A 17768-nucleotide genomic window follows, 5' to 3' on the forward strand; every position below is an offset into this window, starting at 1 on the left:
CTCCCGAAGTTACGGGGTCATTTTGCCGAGTTCCTTAACGAGAGTTCTCTCGCTCACCTGAGGCTACTCGCCTCGACTACCTGTGTCGGTTTGCGGTACGGGTAGAGTATGATACAACGCTAGAAGCTTTTCTTGGCAGTGTGACATCACTCACTCGCTACTAAACTTCGCTCCCCATCACAGCTCAACGTTACAGGTATAAGCATTTGACTCATACCACGCCTCACTGCTTAGACGTACATCCATTCGTACGCACGAGTTAGCCTACTGCGTCCCTCCATCACTTCATACTCTAGTACAGGAATATCAACCTGTTGTCCATCGGATACACCTTTCGGTCTCTCCTTAGGTCCCGACTAACCCAGGGCGGACGAGCCTTCCCCTGGAAACCTTAGTCTTACGGTGGATGGGATTCTCACCCATCTTTCGCTACTCATACCGGCATTCTCACTTCTATGCGTTCCAGCGCTCCTCACGGTACACCTTCTCCACACATAGAACGCTCTCCTACCATACCTATAAAGGTATCCACAGCTTCGGTAAATTGTTTTAGCCCCGGTACATTTTCGGCGCAGGGTCACTCGACTAGTGAGCTATTACGCACTCTTTGAATGAATAGCTGCTTCTAAGCTAACATCCTAGTTGTCTGTGCAACCCCACATCCTTTTCCACTTAACAATTATTTTGGGACCTTAGCTGGTGGTCTGGGCTGTTTCTCTTTCGACTACGGATCTTAGCACTCGCAGTCTGACTGCCGACCATAATTCATTGGCATTCGGAGTTTATCTGAGATTGGTAATCCGGGATGGACCCCTCACCCAAACAGTGCTCTACCTCCAAGAATCTCTATGTCGACGCTAGCCCTAAAGCTATTTCGGAGAGAACCAGCTATCTCCAAGTTCGTTTGGAATTTCTCCGCTACCCACAAGTCATCCAAGCACTTTTCAACGTGCCCTGGTTCGGTCCTCCAGTGCGTTTTACCGCACCTTCAACCTGCTCATGGGTAGGTCACATGGTTTCGGGTCTACATCATGATACTAACTCGCCCTATTCAGACTCGGTTTCCCTACGGCTCCGTCTCTTCAACTTAACCTCGCATCATAACGTAACTCGCCGGTTCATTCTACAAAAGGCACGCTCTCACCCATTAACGGGCTCGAACTTGTTGTAGGCACACGGTTTCAGGTTCTATTGCACTCCCCTTCCGGGGTACTTTTCACCTTTCCCTCACGGTACTGGTTCACTATCGGTCACTAGGGAGTATTTAGGGTTGGGAGATGGTCCTCCCAGATTCCGACGGGATTTCGCGTGTCCCGCCGTACTCAGGATTCTGCTAGGTACAGATTCTATTTAAAATACGAGGCTCTTACTCTCTTTGGCTGACCTTCCCATGTCATTCTTCTATAAAATCTGAGTCCACATTGCAGTCCTACAACCCCGAAGAGTAAACTCTTCGGTTTGCCCTCCTGCCGTTTCGCTCGCCGCTACTAAGGCAATCGCTTTTGCTTTCTCTTCCTGCAGCTACTTAGATGTTTCAGTTCACTGCGTCTTCCTCCTCATCTCCTTAACAGAGATGGGTAACAGGTAGTACCTGTTGGGTTCCCCCATTCGGACATCCCCGGATCTGCGCTTACTTACAGCTCCCCGAGGCATTTCGTCGTTTGTCACGTCCTTCATCGGCTCCTAGTGCCAAGGCATCCACCGTGCGCCCTTACTAACTTAACCTTATTTTTGACCTTTCAGTCTTAAACTCATTAATATTCACAGCGTTTCGGTTTATTTTCTTGTTACTATTTGATATAGTTATTCAATTTTCAATGGACAAGTTTAGAATAGTTTCCACTATCCTAATGGAGCCTAGCGGGATCGAACCGCTGACCTCCTGCGTGCAAAGCAGGCGCTCTCCCAGCTGAGCTAAGGCCCCACAAGACCTCTCAAAACTAAACATGACGACCAATGGCTTCCGTTTTTCCTTAGAAAGGAGGTGATCCAGCCGCACCTTCCGATACGGCTACCTTGTTACGACTTCACCCCAATCATCTATCCCACCTTAGGCGGCTGGCTCCTGAAAGGTTACCTCACCGACTTCGGGTGTTACAAACTCTCGTGGTGTGACGGGCGGTGTGTACAAGGCCCGGGAACGTATTCACCGCGGCGTGCTGATCCGCGATTACTAGCGATTCCGACTTCATGTAGGCGAGTTGCAGCCTACAATCCGAACTGAGACTGGCTTTAAGAGATTAGCTTGCCGTCACCGACTTGCAACTCGTTGTACCAGCCATTGTAGCACGTGCGTAGCCCAGGTCATAAGGGGCATGATGATTTGACGTCATCCCCACCTTCCTCCGGTTTATTACCGGCAGTCTCGCTAGAGTGCCCAACTAAATGATGGCAACTAACAATAAGGGTTGCGCTCGTTGCGGGACTTAACCCAACATCTCACGACACGAGCTGACGACAACCATGCACCACCTGTCACCGGTGTGCCGAAGCAAAATCCTATCTCTAGGACGGGCACCGGGATGTCAAGACCTGGTAAGGTTCTTCGCGTTGCTTCGAATTAAACCACATGCTCCACCGCTTGTGCGGGCCCCCGTCAATTCCTTTGAGTTTCAACCTTGCGGTCGTACTCCCCAGGCGGAGTGCTTAATGCGTTAGCTGCGGCACTGAGTCCCGGAAAGGACCCAACACCTAGCACTCATCGTTTACGGCGTGGACTACCAGGGTATCTAATCCTGTTTGCTCCCCACGCTTTCGAGCCTCAGCGTCAGTTACAGACCAGAGAGCCGCTTTCGCCACCGGTGTTCCTCCATATATCTACGCATTTCACCGCTACACATGGAATTCCACTCTCCCCTTCTGCACTCAAGTTAAACAGTTTCCAAAGCGTACTATGGTTAAGCCACAGCCTTTAACTTCAGACTTATCTAACCGCCTGCGCTCGCTTTACGCCCAATAAATCCGGACAACGCTCGGGACCTACGTATTACCGCGGCTGCTGGCACGTAGTTAGCCGTCCCTTTCTGGTAAGATACCGTCACAGTGTGAACTTTCCACTCTCACACTCGTTCTTCTCTTACAACAGAGCTTTACGATCCGAAAACCTTCTTCACTCACGCGGCGTTGCTCGGTCAGACTTCCGTCCATTGCCGAAGATTCCCTACTGCTGCCTCCCGTAGGAGTCTGGGCCGTGTCTCAGTCCCAGTGTGGCCGATCACCCTCTCAGGTCGGCTATGTATCGTCGCCTTGGTGAGCCGTTACCCCACCAACTAGCTAATACAACGCAGGTCCATCTGGTAGTGGTGCATTTGCACCTTTTCAATTGACTATCATGCAATAGTCAATATTATGCGGTATTAGCTATCGTTTCCAATAGTTATCCCCCGCTACCAGGCAGGTTACCTACGCGTTACTCACCCGTTCGCAACTCATCCAGAAGAGCAAGCTCCTCCTTCAGCGTTCTACTTGCATGTATTAGGCACGCCGCCAGCGTTCGTCCTGAGCCAGGATCAAACTCTCATTAAAAGTTTGAGTTCTCACTCATTTCTGTCACTGACAGATTTATTGTTTTTTCTTTGTTCAGTACTACAACATATGTTGTAGTGCCCTGCACATTGGTTCGTCTTGTTCAGTTTTCAAAGGTCTTTATCGCTCTCTCAAGCGACAACTATATCAGTATATCACCTATCCATTCCCTTGTCAACACTTTTTTGAAATTTTTTTATCTTTTTTTCATCTTTTCTTCCTAACACAATCAATATCACTGATAAATCAATAAATTAAAAGGGAAAGGTAACCTATTCTTACCTCTCCCCTATTCTCTATAGCACCGTGCTGCTAAAGTCGCTTAAATATTTCTCTAACTCTCGCAACAGTCTTTTACGTCCCTTAAAGCGCTCATCGCCTAGTAAAAATTTGTATCTTAAGACTCTATCTTAAACATGATCAAAATTGTAAAGTTGAGGATAGTGATCGCACTCTGGATTTTTAGGATGGCAAATAGCCCGACCAAAGTAGATCATAGCCTGATGCGCAGCTAGCCAGCGTTCAGGCGGGAGAACGTCCATAACACGTTTTTCAACTTCTAAAGGACTTGCTGACTTTTTGACAATATTGTGATGTTTACAAATGCGTTCGACATGGGTATCAACTGCAAATGCTGGAATGCTAAAACCTACGCTCATAACCACATTAGCTGTTTTGCGCCCCACACCCGCCAGACTTTCTAGTTCCGTACGAGTCTGTGGCACTTGTCCCTCAAATTGCTCTAAGAGTTGCTGGGCACATTTTTTCAGAAATTTGGCCTTATTTCGATAAAGTCCTAAACGCGAAATGTGCTTGGCAATATCTGCCTCGGATGCTGCTGCCATAGCTTCTGGAGTAGGATAAGCTAAAAATAGATTCGGTGTAGCTTTATTAACTGCAGCATCTGTCGTTTGAGCGGATAACATGACTGCCACGAGTAGCTCAAAGTGATTTCTAAAATCTAAACTCGGTTTGGCATCAGGAAATAGGGCAATGATCTCCTCGATGACATGGCGTGCTCGTTTTTTTGATAAAACCATCAGTATACAATCTCCTTTGCTTGTTCTATATTATAGCATAAATTGATAAAGAAAAAGCCGAGCTTGCTCGACCTTTCTTAGACTGTTTTTTCAACTTTTAGGATTTTGACGTCATAACTGCCAACTGGTGTTTCTACTGTTGCAATATCACCGGTCTTCTTACCAATCAATGCTTGACCAATTGGGCTTTCATTTGAAACTTTTCCCGCAAAGGCATCCGCACCAGCTGAACCAACGATAATGTATACTTCTTCTTCAGTCTCACCGACTTCCTGGATAGTAACAGTTTTACCGATGGCAACTTCATCTTTAGCCACCGAATCGCTATCAACAATCACAGCATAGCGAATTTTAGTCTCCAGACTTGAAATTTGTCCTTCAACGAAAGCCTGCTCGTCCTTTGCTGCTTCATATTCACTATTTTCTGATAAATCTCCGTAAGAACGAGCAATTTTAATGCGTTCTACTACTTCTGGACGTCGAACCAATTTCAATTCTTCTAATTCTTGTTCTAATTTTTCCTTTTCTACAAGGGTCATAGGATAAGTTTTTTCAGCCATTACTTTATTTTCTCTCTTCTTTCTATTTTTTGATAAAACAAAATTATGTGGAAAACCACATAATTTAGTTAGAACTTTCACCTGATTGGTTTAATTTGCTATTAACGTGTTCTTCCACATTCTTAGCGTGTTCTTCGTAAGTATTTGCAAAATATACAGCCCCTGTTTCCACATTTGCTACAAAATACAAGTACTCTGTCTTACTTGGATTAATGGTAGCTTCGATAGCAGACAGGCTTGGACTATCTACTGGACCAGGCATCAAACCTTGCTTCTTGTACACATTATAAGGCGAGTCAAGATTTGTATCAATTTCAGCATCTTCTTTAAGAGTTGTCTTTTGACCAAGTTTTCCTTGAGCATAAAGAAGCGCAATATTGCTCTGAAGTGGCATAGCTTGGTTCAAACGATTATAAAAGACGCTCGCAATATCTTTGCGATCCTGATCAGTTGATCCCTCTTTTTCAACTAAAGAGGCGAGGGTTAAAACATCATTGACTGTCAGATTCTTAGACTCAATTGTTGAGTAATACTGCGATAGATTTGTATTCATAGCAGCCAACATTTGGTCAATCAGTTCTTCAATCGTGGTTTCTTTTCCATAATCATAAGTAGCCGGGAAGAGATAACCTTCAAGACGATATTTAACACCACTATCCTTGCTCGGCAAAGTTGCTAGAAGCTGCGGATATTTAGCTGCCATTTTTGCAATAAAGTCTTCATCTTGAGCTTTATTTAGAAAATCTTCCTTGCTGAATGGTGTTTTAGTATTCTTGTTCGCAGTTTTTGCAGCATTGACAGTAGTTGCTTCGGCAATTTGCTCCAAGGTGTATCCTTCAGGAATTGTTATCTTGCCAAGAACTGGAGGCTGTGGTGTATCTGTTCCACCTTCTTGTAATTGCTTAGCAATCGTGTCTAAATCCATACTCTTTTGAAGATTATAGTAACCAGATTGGAAATTCCCATAACTTCTGATTTTTGAATAAAGATTAAAGACTTGAGCGTTCTTAATCAGGCCCTTCTTTTCTAAAATCTCTCCGATTTGTTTGGTACTAGAACCGGCAGGAATCTCTACTGTCACATATTCTGTCGATTTAGCATCTACTGGTTTCAGTGCGGAAGAGACATAATTGTATCCTACAAAACCAGTAATACCAAGGCCCAATAGGAAAAGTACCAAGACTGTCATCACGATTCGATTGGCTAGGCCGTTTTTACGTTTTTCTTTTTACTACTATTGGTACGATCTGCACGTGAACGTTTTTTTCCATGAGCAACATCTCTACGGCTTAGCGTTGGTTCTGCAGTAGAAAAATCATTTTTAGCTTCTCTTTCATCTGTAGTGTTTGAATCAGGTAACACTGTTTCTTTTATCTCATCTGCAACAGGCGCTACCTTTTCTTGATAAGCTTCCGAATGAGCCACAGAAGTTTGAACCTCTCCATATTCTATACTTTCCTTCTTAGCAACATCAGCTTGTCCTGGACCACCAACATTTGATGGGACTTCCGAAATCGTAGAATTACGGACTATATTTTCTAGCACATCTGCCTGAGTATGAACCGTAGGATCGCTTTGTCCCATTGGCTCTTCTACTTTGACCTTACTAGGTTCTTCCTCTACTGAAGTATCCTTCTCTAGAACCTCATGAGATTTTTCAACAGCAGAAACGAGAGATTCCAAGCTCTCCGCCAATTCCATTTCTTTACCTAAAAGAGGCTGCGCTTCTTCCTGAACTGAGTGATTTTGGGTACCATTGGCTGCTGCCAACTCATTCAAAATTTTCTCTTTAAAACTCAGCGTCTTTTCGTTATCCTGTGAATTTTCAGTCAAAAACTTGATCTCCTTCTTCATAATCCCTAACATTATATCTTAAAAGTCAGATAAATGCAATCATATCCGACTTTTAAAACTATATTATTTATGAAAGTTATATCTGAGGATTTTCCCAAACCATATCAAACCATACTTCATCTGCATACGTTGAGGCTGAACGGCCTTCGTTGACAAAGTCATGCTTCTCATAATAGGTTATCAAATAATCATGACAAGTGAGATTGATACCGTGGCGTTCATCTGCAATCGCAATTTCCTTCATAGTGTCCAACAAGGCTTTTCCTACACCTAAACCCTGTGCTTCTTTAGAAATGGATAGACTGGTCACAGAGATAAATCCGCCAGCCAGATAGCTATAATCTTCAATGTCCTCCGTAAAGGAAATATCTTTTAAATAGCGTTCTGGTCGGACAGGACCTTCTAAATAGCCCAAAATCTTGCCATTTTTTTCTGCAACCAAAAAAGTTGAAGGAATCGTTTCAATGTGCTTTGCCAATATTTTACGACTAATAGCCTCTTCTGGACTGAAATTTTCCAATTCGATAGCATAAATGGCATCTAAATCAGCCATTTGAGCTTGACGGATAATCATCACTTCTCCTTAAAATTTGGATTTTCCCACACCATATCAGACCAGACGGCTCCACCATGAGTTGAGTCAGAAATCCCTTCGTGGACGAAACCATTCATCTCAAAATAAGGTATCAGCTCATCATGGCAGGTTAGGCTAATGCCCTGTCGATTTTGCTGAACAGCTGTCTCCTTGAGAGCTGCAAGCAACAAGGTTCCGACACCCTGCCTCTGAAAATCCGGATGGACGGACAGACTTTGGACGACAATGAAGCCACCTTCTGAAGGATTAACACCCACCTTGCTAAAGAGATCATCTGTCAAATATCGCGTCTGAACAGCTGGTCCAACAATATAGCCCGCCAGCTGACCATGCAGCTCTGCCAGCAAAAAAGTATCCGAGATGCGTTCAATCCGCTCTTTGAGAACTTCTGCACCGACTGCTTCTGCTGCTGGAAAATTCAGCTGCTCGATTGCAAGAATTTCCTCCCAGTCGTTCAATTCAGCCCGTCTGATTCGAATCGGTGCTTCCATCCAGGTGCCTCCTACTGAACGTTGCTAGTCAGATTGGACAAGAGACGTTCAAAGGAATACTCATAGGTCTGGATATCTCCAGCTCCCATAAAGACATAAACTGCATTATCGTGGTCAAGAAGCGGAGAAACATTATCCACGTCAATAACCTTGGCCCGCTTCACAATCTTTTCAGCCAGATCTTCGACCTTAACATCGCCCTTATCCACCTCACGCGCAGATCCGTAAATCTGAGCTAGATAGACTGAGTCAGCCTGATTGAGGGCTTCCGCAAATTCGTCCAAGAGAGCAATGGTCCGAGTGAAGGTGTGCGGCTGGAAGATGGCCACAATTTCCTTGCTTGGATACTTCTGACGAGCTGCATCCAGAGTCGCAATAATTTCCGTTGGATGATGGGCAAAGTCATCAATAATGACTGTATCATTAACAATCTTTTCTGTAAAGCGGCGCTTAACCCCACTAAAGGTCTTGAGATGTTCCCTTACTAGATTCAAGTCAATACCTGCAATATAGAGGAGACCGATGACCGCTGTCGCATTCATAATGTTGTGACGGCCAAAGCTTGGAATCTGGAACTCACCCAGCTCTTGCCCACGGAAGGAAACTTTAAAGCCTGAACCACTAGTAGAACGCAAGAGGTCGTGAGCAACAAAGTCGTTGCCTTCTTCCTTGAAACCATAGTAGTAAATCGGCGCATTTGAAGTAATACGGCGTAGTTGCTCGTCTTCTCCATAAACGAAGAGTCCTTTTGTAATCTGCTTGGCGTAATCATTGAAAGCATTAAAGACATCTTCCAAGCTTGTGAAATAATCCGGATGATCGAAGTCAATATTGGTGATGATCGAATATTCCGGATGATAAGGCATAAAATGACGTTCGTACTCGTCTGATTCAAAGACAAAATACTTGGCATTAGCAGAACCGCGACCTGTACCATCCCCAATTAGATAGCTAGTATCTGTGATATTAGACAGAACATGAGAAAGAATACCCGTTGTCGAAGTTTTCCCGTGAGCACCTGCTACTCCTAAGCTGACAAAGTCACGCATAAAGCTACCCAAAAATTCATGGTAGCGCTTGTAGCTAATACCATTGGCATCTGCATAGGCAATTTCCACATTGTTATCTGGACGGAAGGCATTACCGGCAATAATTTCAAAATCTGACTGGAGATTTTTCTCATCGAAAGGCAAAATGGGAATCCCAGCCTGCTCCAGACCACGCTGAGTGAAATAATATTTATCAACATCGCTTCCCTGAACCTTATGGCCCATCTGATGCAACATCAAAGCCAAAGCGCTCATACCTGAGCCCTTAATTCCGATAAAATGATAGGTTTTCGTCATGATTACTCCTTAAATCTTAAACAACTGAAGCCTTATTGTCCTTGGGCATCTGAACTCAACTTGGTGATGTCCAATTCCTGTGCTTTTTTATGCTTATTGTGTTTTTCTCGCTTCTTGCCCTTGTTATAGACTTGGCTGGTTTTGAGAAAATCGTAGTTATTCTTTTTCTTTTTTTCTGGATTCGTTGGTACTTCTATGAGAGGTTGAGACTGAACATCTGCTAATATGTAGCTATCTTGCTTTAGCTTATCACTGAACTTCGTTAACTCACCTGGATTTTCCTTTTGGAAAGGGGCTGTTGGTTTAACTGGATTTCCCTCAAAAGGAGGTGCCACCTTCCGACTACGAACCTTATTTGGGAGCTTGCTCGTCAAATAAGCAGCTGAACGTTTTTTCCTCAGATCAGCCCGAGCTTCCTCTCGTGCTTGCTCAGCATAGCGAATAGCTGGATCTTTCTTATCAATCGGCTTTTTAAAGTCCGTAACTGGAGCTTGCTTCTTTCTAGCTTTACTTACAGTTTGACTAGGAGTAGCATGAGCAGGATTTTCTGGCTTAGCAATCGGCATCCATTCTAAATAATTACGGTCCTGATAGTCCCCTTTAATGTTGCTAATCAGATCCAACTCATCGTACAAATTCATGTGTGGCATTTCTGTCAACATGATTTCGTCATCAGCAATTATAGGAAATTTAGTATTTGTCATAGCATGTCCTTTCAACTCTTCATTATTATAAACTATTCAAACTATTTTTCAAGCGATTCAGATGAAATTCCAAGAATTTCTCGAATTTCTTCCATCGAAAGACTAGAGCGAGACTCTGCACCATCTAGAATCGTTGAAACTAGATTTCGTTTGGTGTCCTGTAATTCCTGAATTTTTTCTTCAATAGTCCCCCGTGTAATCATACGATAAACTTTTACATTCCGTTCCTGACCGATGCGATGAGCCCGACCAATAGCTTGGGCTTCTACTGCAGGATTCCACCAAAGATCCACTAAAATAACAGTATTTGCACCAGTTAGATTGAGACCGACACCACCAGCTTTAAGAGAAATCAGGAAGGCTGATCTTTCTCCTTGATTAAAGGCTTTGGTCATCTCCTGACGTTCTTTTGCTGGAGTTGAGCCTGTGATTTTGAAGGACTCCATTCCCATCTGGTTCAGTTCTTGCTCGATAATATCCAGCATGCCACGGAATTGTGAAAATATCAGAACACGATGTTCACCGTCTTGGATCTGCTCCAACAGCTCACGTAAACTTTCCAGCTTGCCGCTTTCCCCATCGTAATCATCCATAAAAAGCTTGGGAGTATCACAGATTTGACGGAGTCGCATAAGACCAGACAAAATTTCGATTTTACTACGATTGATTTCCTCCTCTGTTGCATGGAGAATTCGCTCCTGCATTTGCTTGAGCAGAGCTAGATAAATCGTTTTCTGGCTGTCTGCGAGTTCATTACGATAAGAAATCTCAATCAAATCAGGAAGCTCCTGCAAGACTTCTTCTTTCTTACGCCTCATGACAAAGGGTTTAATATAGCGCGCAACCGTTTCTGCCGGCATCTTCAAAAAAGCTTTCTTGCTCGGTAATAAGCCCGGAAGGACGATCTGAAAAATTGACCAAAGTTCGCCGAGATGATTTTCAATCGGCGTGCCAGACAAGGCATAAGTCCGCTCCACCTCAAATGCTCTCAGATATTGAGCAATCTTGCTCTGGTCATTCTTCATGACCTGCGCTTCGTCCAATACCAAATAGTCAAAATGAAGTCCTTTATACTCTTCAACATCTTGTCTGAAGGAAGCATAACTGGTAATGGTAATCTGATGGTCTTCCGCAATCACAGCATCTCGAACATTTTTCAGTCCATACACAACAGCGACATCTAGGTCTGGAGCAAATTTGGCAAACTCATCGCTCCAGTTGTAAATTAGACTCGACGGCGCCAAAATCAAAACTTTCTTAGACTTGGTCAAATGAGCAGTCAAGAAAGAAATGGTCTGAAGGGTCTTTCCCAAGCCCATGTCATCGGCTAGAATGCCACCAAATCCATATTTATTCAGAATGGATAGCCATTTTACACCCGTTTCTTGATAACCTCGAAGCTCTGCCTGAACTTTCAGCTTAGGCAGAGGAAAATCCTCTGGGTGGGTCAAATCATAAGCCAGCTGGCGAAAATCCTCCGACAAGTCAACCCTTTCCTGATCTTTGAACAATTCAGAGAGTTGATAGGCAGCCAGGCTATGCGTTTGGATGACCCCATTTCGGGAGTGTTTGCTTCTCAATTGTTGCAAGGTCTGGCTGATTCGCTTACTATTCTCATCAAAAATCACAACTTGACCCGTCTTGCTGATAAAGTAATCCTTTTGGCTCAACAACGAATCTAGAACATCATCTACCTCAGACTGATCGATACCAGTAAAATCAAAGCCAATATCCAAGAGCCCACCATTCATACTGATGGAAACCTTCGGAGGTGCTGTTTGTGATAGACTCTGCAGCTCATCTGACAAGTAGACATTGCCCAATGCTCTAAAGCGCGGAATCAAGACAGAGAAGAAACGGTAAATTTCTTCGGGTCGTAAAGGCGGACGCTGGCTGATAAAATCATCTGCAAAACCTGCCTCCAGCATTGCTTTAAAAACTTGCTGTTCCCGCTCAAAATTGCTGGCAAAAGGTAGATTTATCAGCTCTTCACGACTGGTTACAGTCTGACTACCATAATCAAAGACAAGATCCAGCAATACTTGCTTGTCAGCCCCTAAATAAAAATTGAAATCCACGGTAAAATCATGAATGAACAGTCGCTCAGGTGCTGTCACACGGCCAATTTTTTTAAACTCAAGCAGACTCACTGCCAGTTTGGACTGCTCAGACACATCAAACTGCAGGCGCTTGACGCGCTCTTGCTCAATCGGCAATTCCTGTAATGCCTTGACTAACTTGGTCTGCTGAGCTGTCAGTTGATAGAAGGTCTGATTATGAAAGATAAATTGCCCCCCATAGAGCAGCTTATAATTCTTTTCAGATATCAGCAGCTCAAAAAAGTTTTCCCGTTCTTGCACCTCAAACTGATAAATCTCCGCCTCTTCATGCAAATCTTGGAAAAATACCTCAGCATAATCATAAAAGCTATATTCCAAACGAAACGAAGTGAGATTCATCAAGCGAGTCACGCCTTCCTCAAAAAGACTGGCTGGAAAATAAAGGTGCCGCCCAGCATTGGGAAAGACCAACGAAGAGTCCTGTCCCTTATAATCCGTCACCAAGCCTCGTAAAAATTCTAGTAGGTCTTGACTAGCTTCATCAAAATTCTCCATTCGGATAGGCTCATAGTAGTTCTTACCGATTTGATAATGCCCACCCTTATTCAAGGTTCTCAAAAAGGACAAAATATCACGCACTACATAAGAGCGCTCATCCGGCAGACGGCTAATCCGCAGGCTCCATAAAAATTGTCCTGTGTAAGCATCTTCCTGTCCAGTCGCTGATAGCTCATAACGCATTTGCTGACTGGATTTATCTAGCAAAATCTTATCCAAAAAAAGGCTACCAAAAGAAACCAATTTCTGGGCTTCCTGACTAGAAGACTCTTTGTCTGTCATCTTCGCCAGCAGATCTTTACCCACCGAATCATTTTTCAAAAAATATTCCAAGGCAGCCAGATGGGCACAGTACTTCTTCTTTTGAAAAAAATCACAGGAGCAGAAAACTGCATCATCATCTAGACTATAGCGTAGATTGTACTGATCCACGCGCGTGTATAAAAAGGAATCTTTGACGTCAAGAATTTCGACTTTTTTGCTGTCACAGAGGGCAATTCCTTCCGTTCGAATTTTACCTGGAATTAATTTAGCCATACCTACCACCTAACATTTATCCCTTTATTATACCATAGGACAGCTATAAAAATAAAATAGAATTTCTTTATTTGCAAACATTCTTTGAAGTAGAATAAGCGAGAGCTTTCTCTACAACAAAGAGCCGTCCATTGGACAGCTCTTTTACATTATTTTACTTCTAACAAACCGATATCTCCATCTTCACGACGATAGATAACATTCGTTGTACTATCTTCAACATCTGTGTAGATGAAGAAGTCATGTCCCAACAAATCCATTTGCAAAATAGCTTCATCTAGATCCATTGGTTTCAAATCAATATGCTTAGAACGTACTACTTTGGAAGATGCTGCATCAGCGTCTTCTACTAAAGCATCAGTGAACAACTGGCTAGTTGCAACCTTGTTCCGGTTTTTCTTTTCAATTTTTGTCTTATTCTTACGAATCTGACGTTCAATCTTATCGATAACTAGGTCGATAGATCCGTACATATCTTGCGAAACATCTTCTGCCCGAAGGGTAATAGAACCAAGAGGAATCGTTACTTCGACTTTCGCCGTCTTCTCCCGGTACACTTTCAAATTTATCCGTGCATCAAGTTCTTGCTCTGCTTGGAAATACTTCTCAATCTTCTCAAGTTTAGAAACTACGTAGTCACGGAGAGCATCAGTTACTTCTAGGTTTTCACCACGGATACTATATTTAAGCATATAAGTACCTTCTTTCTAAACATAAATGTTTTATTTACAATATCATTATAACGCTTTCATTCTTTTTTTGCAAATATTTTCTTATCTTGCGAGTGAAAATGTCAAAACTTCTTTCACACCTGCTTCCAGCAATAATTCTCGAGCTAATTGCAAGGTTTTTCCAGTCGTATATACATCATCTATCAGAAGAATTTTTTCTGGCAGAAGGACATCTTTTACCAATGTAAAACATTGCTGGCTTTTTAAACGTTCTTGGCGATTTTTACTGGATTGGGCAAGCGCATCCTGCTTTTCCAGCAACTGTTTATAAGGCAAACCAGCCGCTTGCAAGAAGCCTTCCACCTGATTAAAACCTCGACTTTGGTATTTTTCAGGGCTGACTGGAATAGGAACCAGAGTATATTCTTTGAAGTTTCTGAGACTTTTTTTGAGAACTTCCGCAAAAACAAATCTCAGAAGATAATCTCCTTGAAACTTGTATTTGCTGAAGAAATCCTTCATCAAATCATTATAAAGAAAGCAAGCCTGATGCTGCACCAAATAGCCTTGCGTTTCCCATATTTGACAATCCGAGCAGACTTTCGCTTCCCCATCCTTCCAGCAACGTGGGCAATGGATAGAGGAAATCGCTTCAAATCCTGCTCGACAATGTTTACAAATTGTATTTTGCTCTTTTTGTAATAAAATCAAGGAAGAAAAAGTCCTATTTTCTTCTACTGCCTGGCTGCATAACAAGCAATTTCTCATAGGCCGGCCTCCTTGTTCATCAGTTTGATTTCACGAATCGCTTTTTCGATTGAATGTGTGGTACCATCGTGAAAGAAGAATAAATCTCCCGTTGGCCTCTCCATACTACGTCCCACTCGGCCAGAAATCTGAACCAAGGCGCTACGACTAAAGAGGCGATGGTTGGCTTCCAGAACAAAGACATCTACACAGGGAAAGGTCACACCACGCTCTAGGATGGTCGTCGTGACTAGAATAGTAATTTCTCGTTTGCGAAACTCTTCAACGATTTCTAGACGATTTTCAGTTGTCGAAGCCACAAATCCGACTCTTTCCGCTGGAAATATCTCCTCCAAAACTTGCGCAAATTCTTGACCTCTTTTGATTTCCGAGGCAAAGATCAGTAAGGGAAAGCCTGTTTTTCTCTGTCTCTCGATATATTTTTTCAGTTTAGGCGGCAATTTCTTTTTCGCCAAATATTTTTGAAAATCTGCCAGCCAAACTTTTTGGGGCACAATCAAAGGATTCCCATGGAAGCGCCGAGGAAGACTAAGGCGTTTTAATTCTCCTTTTTGGACTTTTTTATCCAGCTCATCCGTCGAAGTGGCAGTTAAGAAAATTGTCGTTCCCTTCTCCTTGACCGACTGCTCCACGGCATGGTAGAGCACAGGATTGTCCACATAAGGAAAAGCATCTACTTCATCCACAATCAACAAATCAAAAGCTCGATAAAATTTGAGGAGCTGATGGGTAGTGGCAATGACCAAGGGACTGCGAAAATATGGCTCGGATTCACCATGCAAAAGTGAAATAGGACAGGCAAAATCCAGCTGGAGCCGGCGATAAAGCTCCAAACAGACATCAATCCGAGGGCTGGCTAGACAAACGGCACCTCCATGGTCAATCACTTCTGCAATCACCTGATAAATCATTTCCGTTTTGCCCGCCCCAGTCACTGCATGGACTAGGCTATTCTGCTTTTGAGCAACTGACTCTAACAGTCCCTGAGAAACTTTCTCTTGAAAGGTCGTTAATTGTCCCTGCCACTTGAGTACCTGATTTTTAGGAAAAGCTTCCTGTGGAAAATAGTAGAGTTCTTGATCACTCCGAACTCGCCCCAAAATCAGACATTCCCTACAATAGTAGGCATTGACAGGTAGCTGGTAGTTCTCCTTGTCCACTTTAGAACCACAGCAGCCGCAAAATAATTTCCTCCTTTCCTCTCGCATACTGAGCATCTGCTGGGCCTGCAAGCGCAGCTCAGGGCTGAGCTGATCCTTTGTAAATATCCTACCTAGGCAATCTTTTATTTCTAACATACTTTTTTATTCGTAAAACTTTTGGAAAAATCCATTTTTTTGTGTACAATAAAACTATGGAATATAGAACAATTAGACAAGACGGTCAAGCCCAGGAAGAAATTAAAAAATCTCGCTTCATTTGCCACGCCAAGCGCGTTTACTCAGAAGAGGAAGCCAGGGATTTTATTGCTGCCATCAAAAAAGAGCACTATAAAGCCACTCATAATTGCTCTGCTTTTATTGTAGGGGAGAAAAGCGAGATCAAACGAACTAGTGATGACGGTGAGCCCAGCGGTACAGCGGGCGTTCCTATGCTCGGTGTCATGGAAAATCACCAACTGACCAATGTCTGCTTTGTGGTCACGCGCTATTTTGGCGGGATCAAACTAGGAGCTGGTGGGCTCATTCGGGCTTATGCAGGTAGTGTCGCCTTGGCAATCAAAGAAATTGGTCTCATCGAAATTAAGGAACAGGCCGGTTTGCGTCTCAAAATGTCTTACAGCCAGTACCAAAACTTCGATAACTTTTTGAAAGCCGAAGATCTGACCGAATTCGATACAGAGTTTACAGATCTAGTGGCTACAACCATCTATATCGACAAGCAGGAAAAAGAACCATTAGAACAGAAATTAGTCGAATTTTTCAATGGCAAAATCCAAATTGATGATCAAGGTTTGCGCGAGGTTGAAATTCCTTTAACAGTTGAATAATCTTAACAGCTAGGCCTAGTGATAAAGAATTTTTATCGTGGTCATAGCTTTTTTATATTTTACAAAGTGCCACTTTCAGCTTATACTAGTCTCATTAAAGTATTGAGGTAGAAAAAATGGCAAACATTTATCAAAACATCACAGAATTAGTTGGAAGAACGCCAATTGTTAAACTTAATAATATCGTTCCTGAAGGAGCAGCTGAGGTTTATGTCAAGTTAGAAGCCTTCAACCCTGGCTCTTCTGTCAAAGATCGGATTGCTCTCAGTATGATTGAGGCGGCTGAGCGCGATGGCCTTATCAAGCCTGGCGATACTATCGTGGAAGCAACCAGCGGAAATACTGGTATTGGCCTTTCATGGGTTGGAGCAGCTAAAGGCTACAAAGTTGTCATTGTGATGCCAGAAACCATGAGTGTGGAGCGCCGCAAGATTATTCAAGCCTATGGAGCAGAGCTAGTTTTGACTCCGGGTAGCGAGGGAATGAAGGGCGCTATCGCCAAAGCAGAAGAAATCGCCCAAGAGCGAAATGGCTGGTTGCCACTGCAGTTTAACAATCCAGCCAATCCAGAAGTTCACGAACGAACAACAGGAGCAGAAATTGTCGCTGCTTTCGGTGAAACTGGACTAGATGCCTTTGTCGGTGGTGTTGGAACTGGGGGGACTATCTCTGGTGTCTCTCATGCTCTTAAAAAAGCGAATCCAAATGTCCAAATCTATGCGGTTGAAGCAGACGAATCTGCTATCCTTTCTGGTGAGAAACCGGGTCCTCACAAAATCCAAGGACTTTCAGCTGGATTCATTCCAGAGACCTTGGATACAGCAGCCTATGATGGCATTGTCCGCGTGACTTCTGATCAAGCGCTAGAATTAGGACGCTACATTGGCGGTCAGGAAGGTTTCCTAGTCGGAATTTCATCTGCTGCGGCTATTTTTGCAGCCATTGAAGTCGCTAAAAAACTAGGAGCTGGCAAGAAAGTCCTTGCCCTTGCACCTGATAATGGTGAACGTTACCTATCTACTGCTCTCTACGAATTTGACGCTTAATCGTGAAAATAGTTAACAAAATT

12 protein-coding genes, 1 tRNA gene, 2 rRNA genes and 1 pseudogene are annotated in these 17768 nt (G+C 43.3%); 2 read left to right on the forward strand and 14 right to left on the reverse strand.

Annotated elements, in window-relative coordinates; genetic code table 11:
• The 14 genes and pseudogenes from HMPREF9960_RS05515 to HMPREF9960_RS05580 all read right to left on the reverse strand — a co-directional run.
• Nucleotides 1-1725, reverse strand: a 23S ribosomal RNA gene (locus HMPREF9960_RS05515); the annotation flags it as partial.
• A 126-nt stretch (nucleotides 1726-1851) separates the two neighbouring features.
• Nucleotides 1852-1924 (reverse strand) — tRNA-Ala (locus HMPREF9960_RS05520).
• A gap of 53 nt (nucleotides 1925-1977) precedes the next feature.
• Nucleotides 1978-3525: ribosomal RNA gene (locus tag HMPREF9960_RS05525) — 16S ribosomal RNA — on the reverse strand.
• Between the two features lie 410 nt (nucleotides 3526-3935).
• Complete coding sequence (nth, locus tag HMPREF9960_RS05530) at nucleotides 3936-4565, reverse strand: endonuclease III (RefSeq protein WP_005591903.1); 630 nt, start codon at nucleotides 4563-4565, stop codon at nucleotides 3936-3938.
• 77 nt (nucleotides 4566-4642) lie between these two features.
• The gene (gene greA, locus HMPREF9960_RS05535) at nucleotides 4643-5125 is read right to left on the reverse strand and encodes a transcription elongation factor GreA (protein ID WP_005592281.1); all 483 of its coding nucleotides are present in this window, start codon (nucleotides 5123-5125) and stop codon (nucleotides 4643-4645) included.
• 64 nt (nucleotides 5126-5189) lie between these two features.
• Nucleotides 5190-6991 (reverse strand): annotated as a pseudogene (gene mltG, locus HMPREF9960_RS05540) (endolytic transglycosylase MltG).
• A 64-nt stretch (nucleotides 6992-7055) separates the two neighbouring features.
• Nucleotides 7056-7553 (reverse strand): GNAT family N-acetyltransferase, encoded by a 498-nt coding sequence (locus HMPREF9960_RS05545; RefSeq protein WP_005591900.1) that lies wholly within the window; start codon nucleotides 7551-7553, stop codon nucleotides 7056-7058.
• Nucleotides 7553-8065 carry a GNAT family N-acetyltransferase gene (locus tag HMPREF9960_RS05550; RefSeq protein WP_005591899.1) on the reverse strand — a complete coding sequence of 171 codons (513 nt, stop codon included), beginning with the start codon at nucleotides 8063-8065 and terminating at the stop codon, nucleotides 7553-7555. Before HMPREF9960_RS05550 ends, HMPREF9960_RS05545 begins: the two co-directional genes overlap by 1 nt.
• 11 nt (nucleotides 8066-8076) lie before the next feature.
• Nucleotides 8077-9411 (reverse strand): UDP-N-acetylmuramate--L-alanine ligase, encoded by a 1335-nt coding sequence (gene murC, locus HMPREF9960_RS05555; protein WP_005591898.1) that lies wholly within the window; start codon nucleotides 9409-9411, stop codon nucleotides 8077-8079.
• Between the two features lie 32 nt (nucleotides 9412-9443).
• Nucleotides 9444-10115 carry a divisome accessory protein ZapJ gene (gene zapJ / locus HMPREF9960_RS05560; RefSeq protein ID WP_005591897.1) on the reverse strand — a complete coding sequence of 224 codons (672 nt, stop codon included), beginning with the start codon at nucleotides 10113-10115 and terminating at the stop codon, nucleotides 9444-9446.
• Between the two features lie 41 nt (nucleotides 10116-10156).
• Complete coding sequence (locus tag HMPREF9960_RS05565) at nucleotides 10157-13270, reverse strand: pilus expression-regulating Snf2 family helicase (RefSeq protein ID WP_005591896.1); 3114 nt, start codon at nucleotides 13268-13270, stop codon at nucleotides 10157-10159.
• A 149-nt stretch (nucleotides 13271-13419) separates the two neighbouring features.
• On the reverse strand, nucleotides 13420-13962 hold the full coding sequence (gene hpf / locus HMPREF9960_RS05570) for a ribosome hibernation-promoting factor, HPF/YfiA family (protein WP_005591895.1): 543 nt from the start codon (nucleotides 13960-13962) through the stop codon (nucleotides 13420-13422).
• A gap of 81 nt (nucleotides 13963-14043) precedes the next feature.
• On the reverse strand, nucleotides 14044-14709 hold the full coding sequence (locus tag HMPREF9960_RS05575) for a ComF family protein (RefSeq protein ID WP_005591894.1): 666 nt from the start codon (nucleotides 14707-14709) through the stop codon (nucleotides 14044-14046).
• Nucleotides 14706-16007: an ATP-dependent helicase ComFA gene (locus HMPREF9960_RS05580; protein WP_005591893.1), complete on the reverse strand. Its 1302-nt coding sequence runs from the start codon at nucleotides 16005-16007 to the stop codon at nucleotides 14706-14708. The genes HMPREF9960_RS05575 and HMPREF9960_RS05580 overlap by 4 nt, the downstream gene beginning before the upstream one ends.
• 56 nt (nucleotides 16008-16063) lie before the next feature.
• On the opposite strand from HMPREF9960_RS05580, the gene HMPREF9960_RS05585 reads away from it, so the two are divergent.
• On the forward strand, nucleotides 16064-16699 hold the full coding sequence (locus HMPREF9960_RS05585; protein WP_005591892.1) for a YigZ family protein: 636 nt from the start codon (nucleotides 16064-16066) through the stop codon (nucleotides 16697-16699).
• Between the two features lie 116 nt (nucleotides 16700-16815).
• Nucleotides 16816-17745: a cysteine synthase A gene (cysK, locus tag HMPREF9960_RS05590; protein WP_005591891.1), complete on the forward strand. Its 930-nt coding sequence runs from the start codon at nucleotides 16816-16818 to the stop codon at nucleotides 17743-17745.
• Nucleotides 17746-17768: the final 23 nt, after the last annotated feature.

The organism is Streptococcus cristatus ATCC 51100 (assembly GCF_000222765.1).
In the GTDB taxonomy this organism is placed as follows: Bacteria; Bacillota; Bacilli; order Lactobacillales; family Streptococcaceae; genus Streptococcus; species Streptococcus cristatus.